The following is a 24,833-nucleotide window of genomic DNA, read 5'->3' as shown; positions in this document are numbered from 1 at the left end:
AAAAATATTCATTTTTTTAAATTATCAGCTTCGGGTAGTGTCTGCCAGACAAGAGGAGAAAACCCGTGACACCTACCCTGATTAGCGCCTTTTTAACTTACACTTTGATCACCGCCCTGACACCCGGGCCCAACAATATCCTGGCGCTGAGCAGCGTCACCTCCCATGGTCTACGCCGCAGCCTGCGGGTGCTGGCCGGGATGAGCGTCGGGTTTATTATCACTATGTTGATTTGCGCGGCTTTAACCTTTTCGCTGGTTGAACTCGACTCACGCTTTACCCTGGTATTGGGATGGATTGGCGCGGCGTACATCCTGTGGCTGGCCTGGCAGATTGCCAAAAGCAAACCGGCGACAGGGACGCCGAGTGTAGAACCGGTAGGCTTTTGGGCGAGTCTGGGGCTACAGTTCGTCAACGTTAAAATTATTCTGTATGGCATCACCGCGCTTTCTACCTTTGTTCTGCCCGTTACTCGCGAGCCTGTTTGGCTTATCAGCGTGAGTCTGCTGCTGGCGGCGATTGGCGCGCTGGGAAATCTGTGCTGGGCGCTGGCGGGGCATCTGTTTCAGCGCCTGTTTTTGCTGTACGGGCGGCAACTGAACTGGATGCTGGCAGCGTTATTGGTCTACTGTGCTGTGCGGATCGTGGTGGAATAAAAAGGGAGCGCAGCGGCTCCCGAAGGGTGATTAGCCGATCGTGAAAGGATCGGCATCGCGCCAGGCGGGGAATTTTTCACGATATTCCTGAAGGGCGCTCAGCGACAGCTCGGCATCAAGACGAGTGGCCTGATGCGGATCGGCGGTGGCGATAATCTCCCCCTGGGGATTGATAATCCGACTATCGCCGCGGTAATGATGGCCGTTGCCGTCAGTGCCAACCCGGTTACAGCCGGCGACATAGGCCTGGTTTTCAATCGCGCGGGCGATCAGCAGCGACTGCCAGTGCAGCGAGCGCGGCGCCGGCCAGTTGGCGACATACAGCGCCAAATCATAGTCGTTCTGATTACGCGACCATACCGGAAAGCGCAGGTCGTAACAGACCAGCGGCAGGATCCGCCATCCACGCCATTCAAAGACCACGCGCTGGTTTCCGGCCTCATAGTGATGATGTTCATCGGCCATACGGAACAGGTGCCGTTTATCATAATGGTGCACCGTACCGTCAGGCTCGACCAGCAGGAAGCGGTTAACAGCGCCGTGTTCAGTTTGCAGCGCAGCGCTGCCGGCAATCAGCGCCTGGGATTGCGCAGCCCGGGCATGCATCCACTCCACCACGTCGGCCTCGGGTAAAGACTGTTTTGCCGCTTCCATGGCAAAGCCGGTGGTAAACATCTCTGGTAAAACAATCACATCGCGCCCGGTGATTCCTTCCAGTTGGCGATCAAAATGGCGCAGGTTGGCAGGGCCGTCCATCCAGACCAGCGGTTGTTGCAACAGCGAAATTTTCAGGCCAGGCACAATGGTCAACTCCATTCTCATGAGGGGGTTAGGTTAACTGTAACACCATATCAGCCGCGCGGCGGTCCGCGGAATATTTTGTTAAAAAAATGCTACTGATGGAAACGAAAGGGGGAGGAGAGGGCGAAAAAAAGGCGGGGAAAGTTCCCCGCCCGGCGTGTGATGTGGTAGTGGTTTTATTATGCAGCTTCAACTTTACGAACTTTTTCCGGCAGCTTTACCGGCTTTGTCGCCAGCTCCTCTGGCGCAAAGTCGTCGACGTTAATGCTGCGCAGACGGCTATGCTCTGCACGGGTAAGAATGGCGGCCTCATCCTGACTGATTAATCCTTTGGCCAGCGCGTTGTGGGCCAGCTCATCCAGACGGGTGAACGGCAGATTTTTACCCAACTCTTTGCAGATCCGCTGGTGGATAGGATCGGCCGCCATCACTTCCAGCAGGGCCTCTTCCAGCAGGCCTACCGGGTTATGCTCGCTCGGCGTCAGGTACTGACCGCGACCGATGCGGGAGCGCGTGGCGCTGGGCACCTGCAGAATTTTGGCGACCTGGTGGTCCAGCCTATCCGACGGCGCATGATGATGACGGCCGGTCGGGAAGATGACCAGGCGCATTACGCCTGCCACCAGACGGTTCGGGAAATTGTCCAACAGATCGTCAATGGCTTGCTCGGCCTGGTGCAGCGCGTCCTGTACCCCCCAGTGAACCAGCGGCAGATCGGCTTCATTGCGTCCTTCATCGTCATAGCGTTTCAGCACCGCCGAGGCCAGGTACAGCTGGCTTAACACATCTCCCAGACGGGCGGAGATACGTTCGCGTCGCTTGAGGCTGCCGCCGAGCACCGCCATTGAGACGTCTGACAGCAGTGCCAGGTTGGCGCTCAGACGATTCATTTGCTGATAGTAGCGACGGGTGGCGTCACGAGTCGGCGCGCTGCTGGTGCGCCCGCCGGTCAGGCCCAGCCAGAAACTCCGCACTTTATTACTGCCGACATGGCCGATGTGTTTGAACAGCAGCTTGTCATAGGCGTTCAGGTCATTATTCTGCGCGGCGGCCATCTCCTCCAGTACGTACGGATGGCAGCGAATCGCCCCCTGACCGAAGATCATCATGCTGCGGGTCAAAATGTTTGCGCCTTCCACGGTGATGGCGATAGGCGCGCCCTGATAGGCCCGGGCGAGGAAGTTGCCTTCGCCCAGCATAATGCCTTTCCCGCCGGTAATATCCATCGCGTCGATAATGGAGCGCTGGCCGCGGTGGGTGCAGTGATATTTCACGATAGCGGACAGCACTGCAGGTTTCTCGCCGAGCATGATGCCGTAGGTGATCAGCGACGCCGCAGCGTCCATCACATAGGCGTTACCGGCGATACGCGCCAGCGCCTCTTCAATCCCTTCCATTTTGCCGATGGAGATTTTGAACTGGCGGCGAATATGGGCGTAAGCGCCAGTCGCCATGGCAACGGATTTCAGACCACCGGTGGCGTTGGACGGCAGAGTAATACCGCGGCCGACCGATAGACATTCAACCAGCATGCGCCAGCCCTGACCGGCCATGCTTGGGCCGCCGATGATGTAATCGATAGGCACGAAGATATCTTTGCCGCGGGTTGGACCGTTCTGGAACGGCACGTTCAGCGGGAAGTGGCGACGGCCGATTTCCACGCCCGGGGTGGAGGTGGGGATCAGCGCGCAGGTGATACCCAGCTCTTCTTCTCCGCCCAGCAAACGATCCGGGTCAGAGAGTTTGAAAGCCAGCCCCAGCACGGTGGCGATAGGCGCCAGCGTGATATAACGTTTGTTCCAGGTCAGGCGCATCCCCAGCACCTGTTGACCCTGCCAGTCGCCCATGCACACCACGCCGGTATCCGGGATGGCGCCGGCGTCAGAGCCCGCTTCCGGGCTGGTGAGAGCGAAGCAAGGGATTTCCAGGCCGCGTGCCAGACGCGGCAGATAATGATTCTTCTGTTCTTCGGTACCGTAATGCTGCAGCAGTTCGCCCGGGCCCAGCGAGTTCGGGACGCCGACGGTGATCGCCAGGATGCCGGAGACGCCAGAGAGTTTCTGCAGTACTCGTGCCTGAGCGTAAGCGGAAAACTCAAGTCCGCCATACTCTTTCTTAATGATCATCGCGAAGAAGCGGTGCTCCTTCAGATAGGCCCACAGCTCCGGCGGCAAATCGGCCATTTCGTGGGTAATGGCGAAGTCGTTAGCCATCCGGCAGGCTTCTTCAACTGGGCCGTCGAGGAAAGCTAGCTCTTCGGCGGTCAGCCGCGGCTGCGGATAGTTATGTAACTTTTGCCAGTCAGGATTGCCGCGAAACAGATCGCCTTCCCACCAGGTGGTGCCGGCGTCGATGGCTTCTTTTTCCGTGCGCGACATCGGCGGCATCACCTTGCGGAATGTGCGAAACGCCGGTGCGGAAATCATGGATTTACGCATAGGCGCAAAGTTAAACGGCAACAGTATGATCGCCAGCGGCAGCAGCAGCCAGATATTCCACACTCCGGCCGCGCCGAGCGCCGCGGTCCAGGCGAGCAAAATCACGCTGCTGAGCAGCAGGCTGACCCGGTGATAGAAGAGCGCGCCAAGTAAAACGACGGTTGCAACAATACTCAAAATCATCATAGAGAAATGCTCCCTGAGCTTGTAGGAGGTCTGACCACTTGTGATGTATTGGTTGTAGTGCATGCGTTTTTATTTAGCAATGTGTTTACAAAATAATTACAACCTTGCTCACATTGTTGTATGCAAAAGCGGCACATAAAATCAAAAGAGCGAGGGATAACGCTGCCTGCTGCTTCTCGCTTCGACGGCTATCCGGTACACTGCCGGGGTTATTCCACTCATACTGAAGGATTATCCTCATGTACCAGGATCTTATTCGTAACGAACTGAACGAAGCCGCGGAAACGCTGGCTAACTTTCTGCAGGACGAAGCTAATATCCATGCTATCCAGCGTGCCGCTGTCCTGCTGGCGGATAGCTTTAAGGCGGGTGGGAAAGTGCTGTCCTGCGGTAACGGCGGTTCCCATTGCGATGCGATGCATTTTGCGGAAGAGCTGACCGGACGTTATCGCGAAAACCGCCCGGGTTACCCGGCCATCGCGATCTCCGACGTCAGCCACCTCTCCTGCGTGAGCAATGATTTTGGCTATGAGTATGTGTTCTCCCGCTACGTTGAATCCGTTGGCCGCGCAGGCGATGTGCTGCTCGGTATCTCCACGTCTGGCAACTCCGGCAACGTGATTAAGGCCATTGAGGCCGCGCGGGCGCAGGGGATGAAAGTGATCACCCTGACCGGTAAAGACGGCGGTAAAATGGCCGGTAGTGCTGATGTGGAAATTCGCGTGCCGCACTTTGGCTACGCCGACCGCATCCAGGAGATCCATATCAAAGTGATCCACATTCTGATTATGCTGATCGAAAAAGAGATGGCGAAAGGCTAACAGGCAGGTGAGTGTGTACTGTTGACGGTGGCCTCGCTCCGGCGCCGTCGTGATTTGTGAGGGTGAGGTGATCTATGTGCGAACTGCTCGGGATGAGCGCCAATGTGCCAACCGATATCTGTTTTAGCTTTACCGGGCTGGTGCAGCGCGGCGGCGGGACGGGGCCGCATAAAGACGGCTGGGGCATCACCTTCTATGAAGGTAAAGGCTGTCGCACATTCAAGGATCCCCAGCCGAGCTTTCAGTCGCCGATCGCGAAACTGGTTCAGGATTACCCCATTAAGTCCTGTTCCGTCGTCGCCCATATTCGTCAGGCCAACCGCGGGAGGGTGGCCCTGGAGAACACCCATCCCTTCACCCGCGAACTGTGGGGGCGCAACTGGACCTATGCGCACAATGGGCAGCTAAAAGGCTATAAGTCGCTGAAAACCGGTAATTTTCATCCGGTAGGTGAAACCGACAGTGAAAAAGCGTTTTGCTGGCTGCTGCACCGTTTAACCGAGCGCTATCCGCGCACGCCGGGCAATATGCTGGGCGTTTTCAAGTATATCGCCACCCTCGCGGGTGAACTACGTGAGAAAGGGGTGTTCAACATGCTGCTGTCGGACGGGCGCTACGTAATGGCGTTCTGCTCGACCAATCTGCACTGGATCACCCGGCGAGCGCCGTTCGGCGTGGCAAAACTGCTGGACCAGGATGTGGAGATCGACTTTCAACGCGAGACCACACCCAACGATGTGGTCACGGTTATCGCCACGCAGCCGCTGACGGCCAATGAAACCTGGCATAAGATCATGCCAGGCGAGTGGGCGTTATTTTGTCTCGGGGAGCGTGTAGTTTGAGGCCAGCTGCGGCTGGACAACCTCGTGGCTGAGCGGCTTGCTCACCACATAGCGGCCGTCGGTCACTGATACGACCGGCGGTTTGTGGGTCTGCTGGAAATAGTCATAGCCAGGCTTGAGCTGTTTCCAGAAATCCGCGTAGTAGGAGTATTTGTGGCGTTCCATGTTGGCGTTGGTCATGCGGAACGGATAGATACTCACCTGCACGCTTGGCTGGCCGAAGACTAAAGCGCCGGTCACGAACTGGAAGATCTCATCGATACCGCTGTCGGTCATGGCGTAGCAGCCGACTGAGACGCAGTCGCCGTGGATCATCAGGTATTTCCCTTCATAACCATGGGCGCGATCGTAGGCGTTCGGGAAGCCGATGTTAATCGCTTTATAGAAGCGGCTGTCGGGTTTGAGCTGGCTGCGGGTGACGTTATAGAACCCTTCCGGACTCTTGAAATCGCCCTGGCGCTGTTTCGGACCGAGGCCACCGGAGTAGTTGCAGATCCGGTAGCTGTCGAGGAGCTGGTAGGTCTCACCCATTTTGACGTAAAGGTCGAGCATGCGCTCTTCTTTAAAGATCTCAATGTAAACCGGTGAACCCATTAATTGCTGCTTATATTCTTTGCTTACCGGCGTTGTCGGGCTGTTGCTGCTGAGCAGCCCGGCAAATGACACGCACGGCAACAGAAGCATCGCAATAAATAATGCGATTTTGCGCATACTGCTTGTTCCTTGATAAAACAAAATAGCCACATTGCCAGGACGGCAAGAGAGACCCGAAATCAGAGTTTTCTGGATTTAGAGCGCTCACATTAGCATCACGGCATTTTTTCGCAAGGGCGACGTGGCGGCGTTTACAAATCAGCCTCACTTTATACCCTGCCAGCGACGAAAACACAGTGAGAACTTTGCGCAATAGCTCGCATTTTAGAAGCACTTATCGCCCCTTGCGCTACAGCCGCCGCTCACGAAATGTTACACTTGCGCCGGTTCATCATCAGAGTAAGAAAGGATGCTTCTCTTCCGTCCTGAGCGCTACTGGCGCCGTTTCGCCCTTTCTTCTCTGCCATTCTGTCAATAAGCTGGCCCTGACCTGCGTCGGGGTTGAGGTTACGGATACCTGCTAACGATATGATTAAAATCACGAAAGGGCTGGATTTGCCCATAGCTGGCATGCCATTACAGCAGATTTCTCCCGCGCCAGCGGTGAAGCGCGTCGCGCTACTCGGCGAAGAGTACGTTGGTATGCGCCCCGCGATGGCGGTTAAAGAAGGCGATCGGGTCAAAAAAGGTCAGATCCTGTTCGAAGATAAAAAGATCCCTGGCGTCTGCTTTACCGCCCCGGCGAGCGGGATCGTCAGCGCGATACACCGCGGCGAACGGCGCGTGTTGCAGTCGGTGGTGATTGATATCGAAGGCGATGACGCGGTGGCGTTTACCCGTTACGCCGCGGACGCGCTGGCCGAACTACCGCGCGACACCGTACAGCAGCAGCTGCTGGCGTCGGGCCAATGGACGGCGCTGCGTACCCGACCGTTCAGCAAAACGCCGCTCCCGGGGAGCATGCCCGCCGCTATCTTTGTTAACGCCATGGACACCAATCCGCTGGCGGCGGAGCCGCAGCCGATTATTCTGGCTGAACGTGCCGCCTTCGACGCCGGTCTTACCGTGCTCACGCGCTTGACCGACGGGAAAGTGCACGTCTGCCAGCCCAGCGGCGGCAAGCTGGGCGGTCATCCTCTCGGCCAGGTCTGTTTTAATCAGTTCAGCGGGCCGCACCCGGCGGGGCTGCCGGGAACGCATATTCACTTTCTGGAGCCGGTGAGCCTGAATAAGCAGGTCTGGCACCTCAATTATCAGGACGCGATCGCCATTGGTAAGCTTTTCCTCGACGGGGAGCTCTACTGCGAACGGATAATTGCGCTCGGCGGCCCGCAGGTAACATCTCCGCGGCTGGTCAAAACGACGCTCGGCGCCAGCCTGGAGGATCTGCTGGCAGGTGAGCTGCAGGAGGGGGAAAACAGGGTCATTTCCGGCTCGGTGCTTAGCGGCGCCCGCGCCCATGGCCCTCACGCCTTCCTGGGGCGCTTCCATCTGCAGGTGAGCGTGGTCAAAGAAGGGCGGGAAAAAGAGCTCTTCGGCTGGGTGATGCCGGGCAAAGAGAAATTCTCGATTACCCGCACCACGCTGGGCCATTTCTTCAAGCGCAAGCGCTTTCATTTTTCCACCGATACCAACGGCGGCGAGCGGGCGATGGTGCCGATCGGCAACTACGAGCGGGTGATGCCTCTGGATATCCTGCCGACCATACTGCTGCGCGATCTGCTGGCCGGAGACACCGACAGCGCTCAGGCGCTGGGCTGTCTGGAGCTGGATGAAGAAGATCTGGCGCTGTGCACCTATGTTTGCCCTGGAAAGTATGAATATGGCCCGGCGCTGCGCAGCGTGTTAACCCGGATTGAGCAGGAAGGATAAGAGATGGGCTTAAAGCACCTGATTGAGAAACTTGAGCCGCATTTCACGCATGGCGGCAAGCTGGAAAAATATTACCCGCTGTATGAGGCGGCGGCGACCATCTTCTACACGCCGGGCCAGGTAACCCGCGGCGCGGCGCACGTGCGCGACGCCATCGACCTGAAGCGGATGATGATCCTCGTGTGGTTTGCCGTATTCCCGGCGATGTTCTGGGGCATGTACAACGTTGGGCTGCAAACCATTCCGGCGCTGCACAAGCTATACGGCGCCGAACAGCTGCAGCAGGCGATCGCCAACAACTGGCACTACAGCGTCGCCCAGTGGTTAGGGGTGAGCTTCAGTGCTGACGCCGGCTGGCTGAGCATGATGACCCTGGGCGCGGTCTTCTTCCTGCCGATCTATATTACCGTTTTTATCGTCGGTGGCTTCTGGGAAGTGCTGTTCGCGATTGTGCGCAAGCATGAGATTAACGAAGGTTTTTTCGTTACCTCTATTCTCTTCGCGCTGATTGTGCCGCCCACGCTGCCGCTGTGGCAGGCGGCGCTGGGGATCTCCTTCGGCGTGGTGATCGCCAAAGAGATTTTCGGCGGCACCGGGCGCAACTTCCTCAACCCGGCGCTGGCGGGGCGCGCGTTCCTGTTCTTCGCCTATCCGGCGCAGATTTCCGGCGATCTCGTATGGACCGCGGCGGACGGTTTCTCCGGCGCCACGCCGCTCTCCCAGTGGGCCAGCTGCGGCGGTGAAGCGCTGGTGAACGTGGCGACTGGCGTGCCGGTGAGCTGGATGGACGCCTTCCTCGGCAATATTCCCGGCTCAATAGGCGAAGTGTCAACGCTGATGATCTTCATCGGCGGGGCGATCATCCTCTTTGGCCGCGTCGCGTCCTGGCGCATCGTCGCCGGGGTAATGATCGGTATGATCGCCACCGCCACCCTGTTTAACGTTATCGGCTCCGACACCAACCCGATGTTCGCTATGCCATGGTACTGGCATCTGGTGCTCGGCGGTTTCGCCTTCGGGATGATGTTTATGGCGACGGACCCGGTATCCGCCTCGTTTACCGATAAAGGGAAATGGAGTTACGGCGTGCTGATCGGCGTGATGTGCGTGCTGATCCGCGTGGTGAACCCGGCTTATCCGGAAGGGATGATGCTGGCGATCCTCTTCGCCAACCTCTTCGCACCGCTGTTCGATTATCTGGTGGTGCAGGCCAATATTAAGCGGAGGAAGTCGCGTGGCTGAGAAGAAAAGTAACGATAGCATCGGCAAAACGCTGCTGGTGGTGCTGGTGCTTTGTCTGGTCTGCTCCATCGTGGTGGCGGGCTCGGCCGTGGGGCTGAAATCCCGCCAGCAGGCGCAGAGGGCGTTGGATAAGCAGCGCAATATCCTGGCAGTGTCAGGGCTGATGCACCCCGATATGGATGCGGATGCGGTAGCGGACACCTTCGCGGCGCGCATTACCCCGCGACTGGTGAATCTGGCCACCGGCGAACTGCTGGAGAAAGACCCGGGTAAATTTAATCAGGCTCAGGCGCTGAAGGATCCGCAGCAGAGTATGGCCCTGGATGCCAGTCAGGATCCGGCTGGTATAAAGCGACGCAGTAATCTGGCGGAAATTTACCTGGTGCGCGACGCGCAGCAGAAGATTGAGCAGGTGGTGCTGCCCATTTATGGCAACGGCCTGTGGTCGATGATGTATGCCTTCGTGGCGCTGGACGTCGATGGCCGCACGGTAAAAGGCATTACTTACTACGATCAGGGCGAAACGCCGGGGCTGGGCGGCGAGGTGGAAAACCCGAACTGGCGCCAGCAGTTTGTCGGCAAGCAGGTGCTGGATGACAACGGCATGCCGGCGCTGAAGGTGGTGAAAGGCGGCGCGCGCGCAGGCGATCTCCACGCGGTTGACGGTTTATCCGGCGCCACGCTGACGTCCAATGGCGTACAGCATAGCTTTGATTTCTGGATGGGCGAACTGGGCTTTGGTCCGTTCCTGAAAAAGGTTCGTGAGGGAGAGCTGAATAATGGCTGAACAGAGCGATATGAAAGAGGTGAAGCGCGTGCTGGTGGGGCCGCTCATCGCCAATAACCCCATCGCCCTGCAGGTGCTGGGCGTCTGCTCCGCACTGGCGGTAACCACCAAACTGGAAACCGCCTTCGTGATGACCATTGCGGTGACCCTGGTGACGGCGTTCTCCAGCATGTTTATCTCGATGATCCGCCACCATATTCCCAATAGCGTGCGCATCATCGTGCAGATGGCGATCATCGCCTCGCTGGTGATCGTGGTGGATCAGCTGCTGCGGGCTTTCGCCTATGAGACCTCCAAACAGCTGTCGGTATTCGTCGGGCTTATCATCACCAACTGCATCGTGATGGGCCGCGCCGAAGCCTACGCCATGAAGTCGCCGCCGCTGGCGAGCTTTATGGATGGTATTGGCAACGGTCTCGGCTATGGCGCGATCCTGATTATCGTCGGCTTCCTGCGCGAGCTTATCGGTAGCGGCAAGCTGTTCGGTATCACGGTGCTGGAGACGGTGCAGAACGGCGGCTGGTATCAGCCGAACGGCCTGTTCCTGCTGGCGCCGAGCGCGTTCTTCATTATCGGTTTGCTGATCTGGGCCCTGCGTAGCTGGAAGCCTGAGCAGCAGGAAAAGGAGTAATCGGTGATGGCTCATTACATCAGCCTGTTTGTCCGCGCGGTGTTCGTTGAGAACATGGCGCTGGCCTTCTTCCTCGGGATGTGCACCTTTCTTGCGGTGTCGAAAAAGGTCTCCACCGCCTTCGGCCTCGGCGTCGCGGTGACGGTAGTGCTGGGGCTTGCCGTGCCAATCAATAACCTGGTCTATAACCTGGTGCTGCGCGACGGTGCGCTGGTTGAGGGGGTGGATCTCAGCTTTCTTAACTTCATCACCTTTATCGGAGTGATCGCCGCGCTGGTGCAGATCCTCGAGATGATCCTCGATAAGTATTTTCCGGCACTGTACAACGCGCTGGGCATCTTCCTGCCGCTGATTGCGGTTAACTGTGCGATTTTCGGCGGCGTGTCGTTCATGGTGCAGCGCGATTACAACTTCCCGGAGTCCATCGTCTACGGCTTCGGCTCCGGCATTGGCTGGATGCTGGCGATCGTGGCGATGGCGGGGATCCGCGAAAAATGAAGTACGCCAACGTGCCTGCCGGTTTGCGCGGGTTAGGGATCACCTTTATCACCACCGGACTAATGGCGCTGGGCTTTATGTCCTTCTCCGGCGTGCAGCTATAAGGGCGAATAAGTATGGAAATTATTCTTGGCGTCGTGATGTTCACGCTGATTGTGCTGGTGCTGTCGGGGCTTATCCTGGCAGCGCGCTCAAAGCTGGTGAACGCGGGCGACGTGGTTATTGAGATCAATAACGAAGCGGATAAACAGATCCGCACCCCGGCGGGTGACAAACTGCTGAACACGCTGTCCAGCAACGGGATCTTCGTCTCCTCCGCCTGCGGCGGCGGCGGCTCCTGCGGCCAGTGTCGGGTAACTGTTAAAGAGGGCGGCGGGGATATCCTGCCGACCGAGCTTTCGCATATTACCAAGCGGGATGCCAAAGCCGGTTGCCGTCTGGCCTGTCAGGTGGCGGTGAAGCAGAACATGAAGATTGAACTGCCGGAAGAGATTTTCGGCGTCAAAAAATGGGAGTGTGAAGTTATCTCTAACGATAACAAAGCCACTTTCATTAAAGAGCTCAAGCTGCGGATCCCGGAGGGGGAGGTGGTGCCGTTTCGCGCCGGGGGCTATATTCAGATTGAATGCCCGCCGCATAAAGTGGCCTATGCAGATTTTGATGTTCCCGATGAATACCGTTCAGACTGGGATAAGTTCAACCTGTTTCGCTATGTCTCTGAGGTGAAAGAGCCGACCCTGCGCGCCTACTCAATGGCTAACTATCCGGAAGAGAAGGGCATCATTATGCTCAACGTGCGCATCGCGACGCCGCCGCCGAAGGTCCCGGATGCGCCGCCGGGGATCATGTCATCCTATATCTGGTCGCTGAAGCCGGGCGATAAGGTGACGATTTCCGGGCCGTTTGGCGAGTTCTTTGCTAAAGAAACCGACGCCGAGATGGTGTTTATCGGCGGCGGCGCCGGGATGGCGCCGATGCGTTCGCATATTTTCGACCAGCTCAAGCGCCTGCACAGCACGCGCAAAATCAGCTTCTGGTACGGCGCCCGTTCGCTGCGCGAAATGTTTTACGATGAGGAGTTTGAACAGCTGGCGCGCGACAATCCAAACTTTACCTTCCACGTCGCGCTCTCCGATCCGCTGCCGGAAGATAACTGGACCGGGCATACCGGCTTTATCCATAACGTTCTGTACGAGAACTATCTACGCGATCACCCGGCGCCGGAAGACTGCGAGTTCTACATGTGTGGGCCGCCGGTAATGAACGCCGCGGTAATTAAGATGCTCAAAGATCTGGGCGTCGAGGACGAGAATATTCTCCTCGACGACTTTGGAGGCTGACGATGCTGACGGTATTTATCGCGACCTTTGTGATTTTTGCGCTGGTGATCCTCGGCATGTCGCTGGGCTACCTGGTGAAGCGCAAGAGCATCCAGGGCAGCTGCGGTGGGATCTCCGCGCTGGGGCTGGAGAAAGTCTGCGATTGTCCGGAACCGTGCGACGCGCGTAAAAAGCGCCTCGCCCGCGAGGCGCAGCGTCAGCAGCAGCGTATTTTGTAATGCCCGGCGGCGCTGCGCATGCCGGACCTGCTGCTTCAGTTTTGTAGGCCGGGTAAGACGTCAGCCGCCACCCGGCATAAAGCGGCTCCGTGCCCGGCGGCGCTGCGCTGGCCGGGTCTGCTGCTTCGGTTTTGTAGGCCGGGTAAGGCGCCAGCCGCCACCCGGCAACAACATCCCAGCAATGTGAGGCCGCTTTCGCGGCCTTTTTAGCCGTTGACTCCCTTACTGCCAGCTTTTCGCCTGCGCCGGAGAATCCACCATCACCCCGTCGGCGCCCAGTTCTTTCGCCGTGCGGTAATCTTCCGCACTGTTGATGCCGAAGAAGATAATGTGCGCTTTATCCTGCGAGCGGAAGCAATCCATTGCCTCTTTATCCCAGGTGAGCGTCGCCGGGGAGATCCCTTCGCCAAGGGTGAATTTCTCCACCACCTCGACTTTGCGCTTCAGCTCCAGGCCATACCACTGCTCACCATCGCGTTGACTCGCTGGCTGGCACTGATGGCTGAGCGAAATATTGGCAAGCCTGGTGCGGGTTTCACTGCGAGTGACAAAGCGAGGGATGGCTGGCGGCAGGGCGGCGATATAGCGGTCTTCGGTGGAATAGACCCGCACGCGATCGAGGCTATCGGTGGTTTTTAACACTTCAAGCAGGCGCTGGCCCATCACGGTCGGATCGGCATCCGGAGATTTGATATCGATATAGAAAAAAGTGTGCGGCCATTGCTGTAAAACGCTTTGCAAGGTCGGAATGGTGGCCTGCTTACCGCGCCACGGGTGGCTGTCATCCCCCCATTTCCAGCCGGCGTCGACTTTCGCCAGCTCGGCGGCGGCCAAACTGGAAACTTTGCCCTCGCTATTGGTCAATGCGGAAAGATCGCTTGACCGGTAGAGCACCGGTACGCCGTCGCGGCTTAACTGCACCGTGACCCAGATGGCTTCGGCGTTATTCTCCAGCGCCAGCTTAATGGCCGGCAGGGTATTTTCCGGCGCATCGCCGGTGCCGCCGCGGTGGGCTATCAGCTGTGGAGCGGCCCAGGCGCCGGCTGTGGCCAGCAGGCAAAGCGCGGTAAGTATTTTCTTCATGATTATATCTTCCTGATTTATCTTTTAACTCAATGAAAATAAACATGATTTATTGCAGATTTATGTTTTAACCGCTTTTTTAGCCGATGAAATAAAAAAAGCATAAAATTCGCATCTGATTTTGCTATGCTGTATGGGTATACAGTGTTGAGTCTGACGATGCGTAAAATTATCCATGTCGATATGGACTGTTTCTTTGCGGCGGTGGAGATGCGCGACAACCCAGCGTTGCGCGATATCCCCCTCGCGATAGGCGGCAGTCGAGTACAGCGTGGCGTGATTAGTACCGCGAACTATCCTGCGCGTAAGTTTGGCGTGCGCAGCGCCATGCCGACGGCGACGGCGCTCAAGCTGTGCCCGCATCTCACGCTGCTTCCCGGCCGCTTTGATGCCTACAAAGAAGCCTCGAACCATATCCGCGAAATTTTCTCCCGCTATACCTCGCGCATTGAGCCGCTGTCGCTGGATGAAGCCTATCTTGACGTCAGCGACAGCGAGCATTGTCACGGGTCAGCCACCCTGATAGCCCAGGAGATCCGCCAGACCATCGAACGGGAGCTGCGCCTCACCGCCTCGGCGGGGGTGGCGCCGGTGAAGTTTCTCGCTAAAATCGCTTCAGATATGAATAAACCCAACGGCCAGTTCGTTATCGCCCCCCATCAGGTGGCAGAGTTTGTGCGGGCGCTGCCGCTGGCGAAAATACCCGGCGTCGGGAAGGTATCGGCAGCGAAGCTGGAAAATATGGGCCTGCGAACCTGTGGCGATGTGCAGAACAGCGATCTGGCCATGCTGCTTAAGCGCTTCGGTAAATTCGGGCGTATTCTGTGGGAGCGCAGCCACGGGATTGATGAGCGGGAAATTCATAACGATCGGCAGCGTAAATCGGTGGGCGTGGAGCGCACCTTAGCGGAAGATATCCATGAATGGCCGGAGTGCGAAGCGATTATCGAAAACCTCTATCCCGAGCTGGAGAGGCGACTGGCGAAGGTCAAACCTGATCTGCTGATCGCCCGCCAGGGCATTAAACTGAAATTCAATGATTTCCAGCTGACCACCCAGGAGCACGTCTGGCCGCGGCTGAACAAAGAGGATCTGATCGCCACCGCGCACAAAGCCTGGGATGAGCGCCGCGGCGGACGGGGCGTGCGCCTGGTTGGGCTCCACGTGACGTTGCTCGATCCGCAGCTGGAAAGGCAGCTTTTATTAGGGATTTAGCCATGCATATTCGTGCTTACCGCGACAGCGATTTGCCACTGCTCTGCCAGATCTTTCTGCGCGCGGTGCGGGAAACCGCCAGTCGGGACTATACCCCGGGGCAGATCGCGGCCTGGGCGCAGGTGGATGAGACGCGCTGGCGACAAAAGCTGGCCGACTCAATCGGCCTGGTGGCCATGGTCAACAGCCAGCCGGTTGGCTTTATCACCGCCATCGGGACGCATATCGATTTGCTGTTCGTCTCGCCGGATCGTGCCCGCCAGGGTATCGGCGGCGCGCTTATCGAGGCGCTCTGCGTTCAGTATCCAGCGCAAATCCTGACGGTAGACGCCAGCATTACCGCAAAGCCCTGTTTTACGGCTCATGGTTTTAAGGTGGTGGCTGAGCAGCGGGTGGCGGCGCACGGGGAGTGGTTTATTAATTACCGGATGGAAAAACGCGTGGCGCTAAGGTGATGCGGGGTAAAACCGGCGGCGGGCCGCCGCCGGTTGTGGGGCTTATTTAGCCGGAATGGCTTTCAGCAGCTCGGTCAGCAGCGTCCAGTACTGACCGACGCTCTCGATATGGACCTGCTCATCCGGGGAGTGCGGACCGGTAATGGTTGGCCCGATGGAGACCATGTCCATCTCCGGATACGGTTTTTTGAACAGACCGCATTCCAGACCGGCGTGAATGATCTGGATGTTCGGCGTCTTGTTGAACAGACGCTGGTAAGTCTCGCGCACCAGGTGCATCACCGGCGAATTGGCGTCCGGTTGCCAGCCAGGGTAAGCGCCTTTGGCTTCGGTTTTCGCCCCCGCCAGCTTACCCAGAGAATCCAGCATGCTGACCACGTAGTCTTTGCCGCTGTCGATCAGCGAGCGGATCAGGCAGTGGATCTGTACGTTGTCATCGGTCATGGTGACGACGCCGACGTTCAGCGAAGTTTCCACTACGCCTTTCGCCACGTCAGAGTTGCGGATAACCCCGTTCGGCGTGGCGTTCAGCAGACGGATGAAAGTGTCGCGGGAAGCCTGAGCCAGCGCCGCTTTGTCGTTATCGACCGCTTCCACGAGCACCACCAGGTTCTTCTCTTTGGCCTCCAGTTCGTTTTTCAGCAGCGCCTGGTAAGTATTCACCAGCGCTTTCAGCGCATCGGTTTTATCCGCGGCGACGGCGACAGTAGCGTAAGCTTCACGCGGGATGGCGTTGCGCAACGTGCCGCCGTTGAAATCGACCAGACGCAGATCCAGCTCATCGGCGTGGCCGGCGAGGAAGCGCGACAGCAGCTTGTTGGCGTTACCCAGACCAAGGTGAATATCACCGCCGGAGTGGCCGCCTTTCAGCCCTTTTAAGGTGACTTTAAAGCTCTGGAACCCGGCGGGAATCGCTTCGCGGGTCAGCGCCAGGTTAGAGGTGAAATCGATCCCGCCGGCGCAACCCATATAGATTTCGCCTTCTTCTTCGGAGTCGGTGTTGATCAGGATATCGGCCTGTAGCCAGTTGGCCTGCAGACCGAACGCGCCGTCCATACCGGCTTCTTCGGTCATGGTCAGCAGCACTTCCAGCGGGCCGTGAGCGACGCTATCATCGGCCAGTACCGCCAGTGCGGACGCCATTCCGATACCGTTGTCCGCGCCCAGCGTGGTGCCGCGCGCTTTCACCCATTCGCCGTCAATGTACGGCTGGATCGGATCTTTAACGAAGTCGTGGACGGTGTCGTTATTTTTCTGCGGCACCATATCGAGGTGCGCCTGCAGCGCTACCGGCTTACGGTTTTCCATACCGGCAGTCGCGCCTTTACGAATCAGAATGTTGCCAACCTGGTCGCGTTCCGCATGTAAGCCTTTTTCTTTTGCCCAACCCATAATGTGCTCGGCGAGCTGTTCTTCGTGATAGGACGGGTGCGGGATGGAGCAAATCTTGGCAAAAATATCCCAAAGCGGCTGCGGGGATAGTTGAGACAGTTCAGACACGGTAAGTCTCCTTACAGACTCCTGCATACAGCGGTTGCAGGACGAGGGTTAGCGTTAAAATACACAACAAGCCCGGGCTTGCGCGATGGGGTTGAGAATACCACTTTCCACCGCCGCAGGTAGTGTAAACAACGCAAAAAGCGTTGCGCAAACCGCTTAACACTGGTTTTTAGTGCGTCAGATCTCTATAATCTCGCGCAACCATTTTCCCCCTCGAACATTATTTAAGCCGTATTACACAGGCTGGGACACTTCACATGAGCGAAAAATACGTCGTCACCTGGGACATGTTGCAGATTCACGCCCGCAAACTGGCCAGCCGTCTGCTGCCGGTTGAGCAATGGAAAGGCATTATTGCCGTTAGCCGCGGCGGACTGGTACCGGGAGCCTTACTGGCGCGTGAACTGGGCATTCGTCATGTTGATACCGTATGCATCTCCAGCTACGACCATGATAACCAGCGCGAGCTGAAAGTGCTGAAACGTGCGGAAGGCGATGGCGAAGGCTTTATCGTCATCGACGATCTGGTGGATACCGGCGGTACCGCCGTGGCGATCCGCGAAATGTATCCCAAAGCGCACTTTGTCACCATTTTCGCCAAGCCGGCAGGCCGCCCGCTGGTGGACGATTACGTTGTGGATATTCCGCAGGATACCTGGATTGAACAGCCGTGGGATATGGGCGTGGTGTTTGTACCGCCTATCGCAGGTCGTTAATTCTTCAGGACAGTGCTATTTACCACGCCCGGCTTGCCGGGCGTGGTTTTTTTTATCCTTTAGCAGGTTACAATATCCGGAGTGGCACTACGACGGAGACTGCACATGTCACAGGCTAACCTCAGCGAAACGCTGTTTAAACCTCGCTTCAAACATCCCGAAACTTCTACGCTGGTGCGTCGGTTTTCTGCCGGAAAACCCCAGGCGATGCAGTCGGCGCTGAGCGGCAATCACGTCGATCACTGGTACCGTCTGATCAACCGTTTGATGTGGATCTGGCGCGGCGTAACTCCGCAGGAGATTCTCGATGTGCAAGCGCGCATTGTGATGAGCGAGGCCGAACGAACCGATCCTGAGCTGTTCGATACCGTCATCGGCTATCGCGGCGGCAACTGGATCTTCGAGTGGGCGAAAGAAGCCATGCAGTGGCAGCAAAAGGCCGGGCAGGAAGCCGATCCTTTGCTGAGCGGCCGCCACTGGCTGCATGCCTCGAACCTGTATAGCATTGCCGCTTATCCGCATATTAAAGGCGATGAGCTGGCGGAACAGGCGCAGGCTTTAGCCAACCGGGCGTATGAAGAAGCCGCCCAGCGGCTGCCGGGCTCGCTGCGCGAGCTGGAGTTCACCATCCCTGGCGGCTCGCCGATAACCGGGTTTTTGCATATGCCGAAAGGCGAGGGGCCGTTTCCGACGGTGCTGATGTGCGGGGGGCTGGACTCGCTGCAGACCGATTATTACAACCTGTATGAGAACTACTTCTCACCGCTCGGCATTGCCATGCTGACCATTGATATGCCCTCCATCGGCTTCTCGTCAAAATGGACGCTAAATCAGGACACCAGCCTGCTGCATCAGCACGCGCTGCGCCATCTGGAAAATGTGCCGTGGATTGACCATACCCGGGTCGCCGCTTTCGGCTTCCGCTTTGGCGCCAATATCGCGGTGCGTCTGGGCTATCTGGAGCCGCAGCGGCTGAAGGCTGTAGCCTGTCTGGGCCCGGTCGTTCATGGTCTGCTGGTGGATCCCCTGCATCAGGGGCGCGTGCCGGAGATGTATCTTGACGTGCTGGCTTCGCGGCTGGGCATGCATGACGCCTCCGATGAAGCGCTACGCGTGGAGCTCAACCGCTATTCGTTAAAAACCCAGGGACTGCTGGGGCGCCGTTGCCCGACGCCGATGCTCTCCGGCTTCTGGAAGGACGATCCGTTCAGCCCCGAAGAGGAGTCGCGGTTAATCACTTCGTCATCTGCCGATGGCAAACTGCTGGAGATCCCGTTTAACCCGGTGTATCGCAATTTTGATCACGCATTGCGACAGATCGCCCGCTGGATCAATCATAGATTTGGTTAATTTATTGCTAAATTCTATTGGTTTGGTAAAACAGTTGCATCACTAAAGGAGATCGCAATGACGTTACCGAGTGGACACCTGAAAAGTAAGTTGATCAAGAAATTCACGGCGCTGGGGCCTTACATTCGCGAAGAGCAGTGCCATGACAACCGTTTCTTTTTCGATTGCCTGGCAGTTTGCGTCAATGTTAAGCCCGCACCGGAGAAGCGTGAATTCTGGGGCTGGTGGATGGAAATGGAAGCACAGGAGTCACGTTTCACCTATAGCTACCAGTTTGGCCTGTTCAATAAGGAAGGATCATGGCAGGCGGTCGACATTGGCGACCCGGAAGTGAGCGACAGGCTGGAAAAAACGCTGCGCGAGTTTCACGAGCGCGCGGCAGCGCTGCTGACCACCTTTAATCTGAAGCTGGAACCGGCCGACGATTTCAGCGAGCCGGTTCGCCTGCGGGCCTGATTGATCTACGGATACGCTTTCTCCACGCCCGTGCGGCGTGGAGGAGCGTGACGCCATACCCGTAATTTCAACCCCACCATCTGACTCACCCTGCCTGCGGCGACAGCTTGCCAGCCATCGCCTGCTGAATAATCGGGATCGGAGTCAGTAAGTGCTCACGCATCAGCGCGCTGGCCTGTTCGGCGTCGCGCGCCAGAATAGCGTCCACCAGGGTCTGATGCTGGACATGCTTATCTTCCAGCATCTCCACCGACAGCACGGTAGTGCGCAGCCAGATGAAGCGGTAGCGCGCCGCCAGATCGAACAGCCGTTCGCGCATCTGCAGCAGATACTGGGAGCCGCAGCCGGCGACGATGGCGGTGTGAAACGCCTGATGGCGCTGATCCCATTCATCCAGTAAGCGCTCACTCGCCTCGCACGACTCCAGTTTGTTGAGCAGGTGGGCGCGGGCCAGCAGCTCGGCTTCCCACTCGTCGCCGCCGCGTTCAATGGCGAGACGCACCAGCATGGCCTCCATGTTGGCGCGCGCGTCGAAGATATCGAGAAGCTCCTGTTCCGACATGGGCGCCACCCGATAGCCTTTCTGATTGACCACCGTTACCAGCCGCTCGGCCACCAGTTGCGAAAGCGCCTCGCGCAGCGGACCGACCCCCAGGCCATAGCGTGACGTCAGCAGGCTCATCCGCAGCTTCTCATCGGGGTGGTAAACCCCGCGGATGATGTCGTTTTTTAACCAACGGTACCCGTCAATGGCCGTCGCCTGGGGAATGGCGGTCATGTTCTTACTCCTGAATACTCTTCCCGGCGGGCGCCGGGAACAGAGTTAACGCGTATTTTGCAGCGGTAGTTTTTGCCACAATACCAGCTTTTTCCAGCGTGACATAATCGGTACCGTACAAATAATTCCCAGTGCTAACAGGCCGGTAGAGATCACCTCCAGCTGCTGCGCCGGACGAAACAGCATCACCACCAGCACGAAGGTGATAAAGGCGATCACCAGCCAGGTCAGGTACGGATAGAGCCACATTCTGAGACGGATCTCGCCGCCTTGCGCCTGAAGGATTTTGCGCATCCGCAGTTGTGAAACGGCGATCACCAGATAGACCAGCAGGGCGATGGCGCCAGAGCTGTCGATGAGAAATTTAAACACCTTGGCGGGGGCATAGTAGTTCACCACTACGGTGAGGAACGCCGCGCCGGTGGAGAGCAGCACCGCCACGTATGGCGTTTTGCTGCGGTTGGTTCGGCCCATAATGGCCGGCGCATCGCCGCGACGGCTCAGGGAGTAGAGCATCCGCGAGGCGGTATACAGCGCCGAGTTCAGACAGCTGGTGACCGACAGAAGGATCACGCCGTCCATAATCAGCTTGGCATAGGGAATATGCAGCAGCTCGAGCACCGAGCGGTAGGAGCCGATGCTCTTCAGCCCCGGCATATTCCATGGGATGAGGGCGACGACGATAAAGATCGAGCACAGATAAAAAATAGAGATACGCCAGATCACCGAGTTGGTGGCGCGCACGATATGTTTATCCGGGGTATCCGATTCGGCGGCGGCGATGGTGACGATCTCCGCGCCCATAAACGAGAACATGGTGATCAGCATCGCGCTCAGCACCGCGCCGAAGCCGTTAGGCATAAAGCCGCCGTGATCCCACAGCCGCGAAATGCCGCTCACTTCGGCATAGGGGTAAAAGCCGGTAATGGCGACCGCGCCCAGTACGATAAACGCCAGAATAGCGATCACTTTGCACAGCGCCAGCCAGAACTCGAATTCGCCGTAGTTCTTGACGCTCAGCAGGTTACTGCCGGTGAGGGCGAGAGTGATGACCAGGGAGAACAACCACACCGGGACGCCCGGCACCCACGAATGCAGAATAATCGCCGCGATATTGGCTTCCAGCGGAATAACCAGGACCCAGAACCACCAGTACAGCCAGCCGATGGTATACCCCGCCCAGCGGCCGATGGCTTTATCGGCGTAGGTGGAAAAGGAGCCGGTATCCGGCGTGGCGACCGCCATTTCGGCCAGCATACGCATAATCATCACCACCAGCAGCCCGGCAAACAGATAGGCCAGCAGCACCGCCGGGCCTGCCTCGGCAATGGCGACGCTGGATCCGACAAATAAACTCGCGCCGATCACCCCGGCGATAGATAACATCGTGACGTGGCGCGACTTCAGCCCCGCCCCTAAATCCTGTGATTGCGACAGTTGCCCCATCATTTACCCTCTCGAAGTGTGTCACCTGGGAGAGCGCCCCGACGTTCCCGCGCCGGGGCACGCGTATTATTGTTGTTTTGCAGGTCTCGTCTTCATTCCCTTACGAACGTACTTCGCTTCCGCATGTGTTCTGTTCTATGCCTGTTTCTCTATGCCTGTTTCGCCTCGCTAAAGCAGTCGGCAATGATGTTGAGCCCCTGCTCGATCTGCGCCTCTTCGATGGTCAGCGGCACCAGGATGCGCAGCACGTTGTAGTACGGCCCGCAGGAGAGCAGGATCAGGCCTTTGTCGCGGGCGCGGGCGACGATATCCGCCGTCAGCCTGGCGTTCGGCCTGCTGCGGTCGCCCTCTTCAAACAGCTCAATGGCGATCATCGCCCCCAGACCGCGCACGTCGCCGATCTCCGGATGATCTTCAGCGATCGCCAGCAGGCCCTGGCGCAGGGTGTCGCCGAGCTGGTTGGCTTTTTCCAGCAGATTCTCCTGCTCGAAAATCTGTAATACCGCCAGGGCGGCGGCGCAGGCGATGGGGTTGCCGGCGTAGGTGCCGCCCAGTCCGCCGGGGGCGATGGCGTCCATCACCTCTGCGCGGCCGGTGACGCCCGCCAGCGGGAAACCGCCGGCGATGGATTTGGCGAAGGTGGTGATATCCGCCGCGACGCCCATCTGCTCCATGGCGAACAGGGTACCGGTGCGGCCCGCGCCGCTCTGGACCTCATCGGCGATGAGCATAATGCCGTGCTCGTCGCACAGGGCGCGCAGGCGCTGCATAAAGGCCGGGGAGGCGGCATAGAACCCGCCTTCACCCTGCACCGGCTCAATAATGATGGCGGCGATATCTTCCGGCGCGGCATCGTTTTTGAAGATGCGATGGATGCTGGCGATCGCCTCGTCATCACTGACGCCGTGCAGCGCGCACGGGTAGAGGGCGCGATAGACATGGCCCGGCATTAAGCCCATACCGGCGGAGTAAGGATTCACTTTGCCGGTCAGCGACAGGGTGTAATGGGTGCGGCCGTGATAGGCGCCGGTGAAGGCGATAGCGCCGCTGCGCACGGTTGCCGCGCGGGCGATCTTCACCGCGTTCTCCACCGCTTCCGACCCGGTGGTGACCAGCAGGGTTTTCTTGGCGAAATCACCGGGCACCTTCTGGTTCATCTTTTCGCACAGCGCCAGATAAGGCTCATAGGCCAGCACCTGGAAGCAGGTATGCGACAGCTTTTTCAGCTGGTCTTCGACGGCGGCGACAACCTGCGGATGCAGGTGGCCGGTATTGAGCACCGCGATACCGCCGGCAAAATCGAGATATTCCCGGCCTTCCACGTCCCACACCCGACAGTTCTCCGCGCGTTCGGCGAAGATAGGGTGGATCTGGCCGACGCCGCGCGGGACCGCGTCGCTGCGACGCGCCATCATTGCTTTATTGCTGTTCATCCGTCGCTCCTGTTAAAGGCCAATGCACATATATTTGATTTCTAAGTAATCTTCGATGCCGTACTTCGACCCTTCGCGGCCGAGGCCGGAGGCCTTGACGCCGCCGAACGGAGCGACTTCGGTGGAGATAATGCCGGTATTGATGCCGATTATGCCGTACTCCAGCGCTTCGCCGACGCGGAAGACGCGGCTCAGATCGCGGGCGTAGAAATAGGCGGCGAGACCGAACTCGGTATCGTTGGCCTGGGCAATGACGTCGGCTTCATCTTTAAAGCGGAACAGCGGGGCCAGCGGGCCGAAGGTCTCCTCTTTCGCCACTTTGGCGCTGTCGGGAACGTTGACCAGGATGGTCGGCTGGAAGAAGTTGCCGCCCAGGGCGTGCGGTTTGCCGCCGGTGACCACCTTCGCGCCTTTGGCGATGGCATCGGCAATGTGTTCTTCAACTTTGGCCACGGCTTTCTCGTCGATCAGCGGGCCGGTGGTGACGCCGTCCTGCAGGCCGTCGCCAATGCGCAGTTTTTCCACCGCCTGCTGCAGCTTCTCGGCGAAACGGTCATACACCCCGTCCTGGACGTACAGGCGGTTGGCGCAGACGCAGGTCTGCCCGGCGTTGCGGAACTTCGACGCCAGCGCCCCCTCGACGGCTTTATCGAGGTCGGCATCGTCAAAGACGATAAACGGCGCGTTGCCGCCCAGCTCCAGGGAGACTTTTTTGATGTCTTTCGCGCACTGCTCCATCAGCTGGCGGCCAATCTCGGTAGAGCCGGTAAAGGAGAGCTTGCGCACCAGCGGGTTGCTGGTCAGTTCGCCGCCGACCGCGCCGGCGGAGCCGGTGACCACGTTGAACACTCCGGCGGGGATCCCGGCGCGATTCGCCAGTTCGGCCAGCGCCAGCGCGGAAAACGGCGTCTGGCTGGCCGGTTTCAGGACCATGGTGCAGCCGGCGGCCAACGCCGGGCCCGCTTTGCGGGTGATCATCGCCGCCGGGAAGTTCCACGGCGTGATGGCGGCGGTAACGCCGATGGGCTGCTTAATCACCAGCAGGCGCTTGTCGGCCTGGTGGCCCGGAATGGTGTCGCCGTAGATGCGCTTACCTTCTTCGGCGAACCACTCAATAAAGGAGGCGGCGTAGCTGATTTCGCCTTTGGCTTCCGCCAGCGGTTTTCCCTGCTCGAGGGTCATCAGGCGAGCGAGATCGTCCTGGTTCTCCATCATAAGATCGAACCAGCGGCGCAGAATGTTCGCCCGCTCTTTGGCGGTCAGGGCGCGCCAGGCGGGTAGGGCGCGATTGGCGGCTTCAATCGCTTCGCGGGTTTCATCGGCGCCCATTTTCGGCACGCTGCCGAGCTGCTCGCCGTTGGCCGGGTTGGTGACCGCAATCACGTCGCCGTTGGGCGCATCGCGCCACTGGCCATCGATCAGCGCCTGCTGGCGAAACAGTGTCATATCGTTGAGTTGCATAATTGCTTCCTGTC

The 24,833-nt window shown here is 58.4% G+C and carries 23 protein-coding genes and 1 pseudogene; 15 read left to right on the top strand and 9 right to left on the bottom strand.

The genetic code is table 11. From position 1 onward, the window contains the following. The first annotated feature begins 65 nt into the window (after positions 1–65). On the top strand, positions 66–656 hold the full coding sequence (gene eamB, locus HMPREF1024_RS01965) for a cysteine/O-acetylserine transporter (RefSeq protein ID WP_004178672.1): 591 nt from the start codon (positions 66–68) through the stop codon (positions 654–656). A gap of 30 nt (positions 657–686) precedes the next feature. Here eamB and HMPREF1024_RS01970 read toward each other — a convergent pair whose 3' ends face one another. Continuing rightward, complete coding sequence (locus HMPREF1024_RS01970; protein ID WP_002889689.1) at positions 687–1,457, bottom strand: amidohydrolase; 771 nt, start codon at positions 1,455–1,457, stop codon at positions 687–689. A 179-nt stretch (positions 1,458–1,636) separates the two neighbouring features. Next, entirely contained in the window at positions 1,637–4,081 is a 2,445-nt protein-coding gene (gene fadE, locus HMPREF1024_RS01975; RefSeq protein ID WP_009309803.1) for an acyl-CoA dehydrogenase FadE, read from the bottom strand. Between the two features lie 239 nt (positions 4,082–4,320). Here fadE and lpcA point away from each other — a divergent pair, with 239 nt between their 5' ends. Then, complete coding sequence (gene lpcA / locus HMPREF1024_RS01980) at positions 4,321–4,902, top strand: D-sedoheptulose 7-phosphate isomerase (RefSeq protein WP_004145825.1); 582 nt, start codon at positions 4,321–4,323, stop codon at positions 4,900–4,902. A gap of 74 nt (positions 4,903–4,976) precedes the next feature. Next, entirely contained in the window at positions 4,977–5,744 is a 768-nt protein-coding gene (locus tag HMPREF1024_RS01985; protein ID WP_002889696.1) for a class II glutamine amidotransferase, read from the top strand. On the opposite strand, the gene dpaA is transcribed toward HMPREF1024_RS01985, so the two are convergent. Further along, a complete protein-coding gene (gene dpaA, locus HMPREF1024_RS01990) occupies positions 5,715–6,455 on the bottom strand; it encodes a peptidoglycan meso-diaminopimelic acid protein amidase (RefSeq protein ID WP_002889699.1) in 741 nt (246 codons plus the stop codon). The genes HMPREF1024_RS01985 and dpaA overlap by 30 nt on opposite strands. Positions 6,456–6,866: 411 nt before the next feature. Here dpaA and HMPREF1024_RS01995 point away from each other — a divergent pair, with 411 nt between their 5' ends. The 7 genes and pseudogenes from HMPREF1024_RS01995 to nqrM all read left to right on the top strand — a co-directional run bounded on the left by HMPREF1024_RS01995 (position 6,867) and on the right by nqrM (position 12,926). Continuing rightward, positions 6,867–8,210 (top strand): Na(+)-translocating NADH-quinone reductase subunit A, encoded by a 1,344-nt coding sequence (locus tag HMPREF1024_RS01995; RefSeq protein WP_009309799.1) that lies wholly within the window; start codon positions 6,867–6,869, stop codon positions 8,208–8,210. Between the two features lie 3 nt (positions 8,211–8,213). Next, positions 8,214–9,452 (top strand): NADH:ubiquinone reductase (Na(+)-transporting) subunit B, encoded by a 1,239-nt coding sequence (locus HMPREF1024_RS02000; RefSeq protein ID WP_009309797.1) that lies wholly within the window; start codon positions 8,214–8,216, stop codon positions 9,450–9,452. Then, positions 9,445–10,239, top strand: coding sequence for a Na(+)-translocating NADH-quinone reductase subunit C (locus tag HMPREF1024_RS02005; protein ID WP_004191877.1), 795 nt, complete (start codon positions 9,445–9,447; stop codon positions 10,237–10,239). Before HMPREF1024_RS02000 ends, HMPREF1024_RS02005 begins: the two co-directional genes overlap by 8 nt. Then, positions 10,232–10,870 (top strand): NADH:ubiquinone reductase (Na(+)-transporting) subunit D, encoded by a 639-nt coding sequence (locus HMPREF1024_RS02010; protein ID WP_002889716.1) that lies wholly within the window; start codon positions 10,232–10,234, stop codon positions 10,868–10,870. The genes HMPREF1024_RS02005 and HMPREF1024_RS02010 overlap by 8 nt, the downstream gene beginning before the upstream one ends. A gap of 6 nt (positions 10,871–10,876) precedes the next feature. Continuing rightward, positions 10,877–11,472, top strand: a pseudogene (nqrE, locus tag HMPREF1024_RS02015) (NADH:ubiquinone reductase (Na(+)-transporting) subunit E). A 12-nt stretch (positions 11,473–11,484) separates the two neighbouring features. Continuing rightward, on the top strand, positions 11,485–12,708 hold the full coding sequence (gene nqrF / locus HMPREF1024_RS02020) for an NADH:ubiquinone reductase (Na(+)-transporting) subunit F (protein WP_002889720.1): 1,224 nt from the start codon (positions 11,485–11,487) through the stop codon (positions 12,706–12,708). Positions 12,709–12,710: 2 nt separating this feature from the next. Then, positions 12,711–12,926 (top strand): (Na+)-NQR maturation NqrM, encoded by a 216-nt coding sequence (gene nqrM / locus HMPREF1024_RS02025; RefSeq protein ID WP_009309791.1) that lies wholly within the window; start codon positions 12,711–12,713, stop codon positions 12,924–12,926. A gap of 222 nt (positions 12,927–13,148) precedes the next feature. Here nqrM and HMPREF1024_RS02030 read toward each other — a convergent pair whose 3' ends face one another. Then, complete coding sequence (locus HMPREF1024_RS02030) at positions 13,149–14,009, bottom strand: glycerophosphodiester phosphodiesterase family protein (RefSeq protein WP_009309789.1); 861 nt, start codon at positions 14,007–14,009, stop codon at positions 13,149–13,151. 159 nt (positions 14,010–14,168) lie between these two features. On the opposite strand from HMPREF1024_RS02030, the gene dinB reads away from it, so the two are divergent. Further along, complete coding sequence (dinB, locus tag HMPREF1024_RS02035; protein ID WP_002889726.1) at positions 14,169–15,224, top strand: DNA polymerase IV; 1,056 nt, start codon at positions 14,169–14,171, stop codon at positions 15,222–15,224. A 2-nt stretch (positions 15,225–15,226) separates the two neighbouring features. After that, positions 15,227–15,679: a GNAT family N-acetyltransferase gene (locus HMPREF1024_RS02040; RefSeq protein ID WP_004894066.1), complete on the top strand. Its 453-nt coding sequence runs from the start codon at positions 15,227–15,229 to the stop codon at positions 15,677–15,679. Between the two features lie 42 nt (positions 15,680–15,721). Here HMPREF1024_RS02040 and pepD read toward each other — a convergent pair whose 3' ends face one another. Further along, positions 15,722–17,179 carry a cytosol nonspecific dipeptidase gene (gene pepD, locus HMPREF1024_RS02045; RefSeq protein ID WP_004183072.1) on the bottom strand — a complete coding sequence of 486 codons (1,458 nt, stop codon included), beginning with the start codon at positions 17,177–17,179 and terminating at the stop codon, positions 15,722–15,724. 257 nt (positions 17,180–17,436) lie between these two features. On the opposite strand from pepD, the gene gpt reads away from it, so the two are divergent. The 3 genes from gpt (at position 17,437) to crl (ending at position 19,701) form a co-directional block, all read left to right on the top strand. Further along, a complete protein-coding gene (gpt, locus tag HMPREF1024_RS02050) occupies positions 17,437–17,895 on the top strand; it encodes a xanthine phosphoribosyltransferase (protein ID WP_002889733.1) in 459 nt (152 codons plus the stop codon). A 105-nt stretch (positions 17,896–18,000) separates the two neighbouring features. Continuing rightward, complete coding sequence (gene frsA / locus HMPREF1024_RS02055; protein WP_002889742.1) at positions 18,001–19,245, top strand: esterase FrsA; 1,245 nt, start codon at positions 18,001–18,003, stop codon at positions 19,243–19,245. 57 nt (positions 19,246–19,302) lie between these two features. Beyond that, complete coding sequence (crl, locus tag HMPREF1024_RS02060) at positions 19,303–19,701, top strand: sigma factor-binding protein Crl (protein ID WP_004177332.1); 399 nt, start codon at positions 19,303–19,305, stop codon at positions 19,699–19,701. Positions 19,702–19,786: 85 nt separating this feature from the next. Here crl and csiR read toward each other — a convergent pair whose 3' ends face one another. The 4 genes from csiR to gabD all read right to left on the bottom strand — a co-directional run bounded on the left by csiR (position 19,787) and on the right by gabD (position 24,819). After that, positions 19,787–20,479, bottom strand: coding sequence for a DNA-binding transcriptional regulator CsiR (csiR, locus tag HMPREF1024_RS02065; protein WP_004191866.1), 693 nt, complete (start codon positions 20,477–20,479; stop codon positions 19,787–19,789). A 45-nt stretch (positions 20,480–20,524) separates the two neighbouring features. Beyond that, positions 20,525–21,925, bottom strand: coding sequence for a GABA permease (gabP, locus tag HMPREF1024_RS02070; RefSeq protein WP_002889795.1), 1,401 nt, complete (start codon positions 21,923–21,925; stop codon positions 20,525–20,527). Between the two features lie 149 nt (positions 21,926–22,074). After that, positions 22,075–23,358: a 4-aminobutyrate--2-oxoglutarate transaminase gene (gene gabT, locus HMPREF1024_RS02075; RefSeq protein WP_009309781.1), complete on the bottom strand. Its 1,284-nt coding sequence runs from the start codon at positions 23,356–23,358 to the stop codon at positions 22,075–22,077. A 12-nt stretch (positions 23,359–23,370) separates the two neighbouring features. After that, positions 23,371–24,819 carry an NADP-dependent succinate-semialdehyde dehydrogenase gene (gene gabD, locus HMPREF1024_RS02080; protein ID WP_002889845.1) on the bottom strand — a complete coding sequence of 483 codons (1,449 nt, stop codon included), beginning with the start codon at positions 24,817–24,819 and terminating at the stop codon, positions 23,371–23,373. Positions 24,820–24,833: the final 14 nt, after the last annotated feature.

The organism is Klebsiella sp. 4_1_44FAA, from assembly GCF_000238715.1.
GTDB classification, from domain to species: domain Bacteria; phylum Pseudomonadota; class Gammaproteobacteria; order Enterobacterales; family Enterobacteriaceae; genus Klebsiella; species Klebsiella pneumoniae.
Note: the sequence above shows the minus strand (reverse complement) of the source record. Positions and strands in the feature narration are given on the sequence as shown.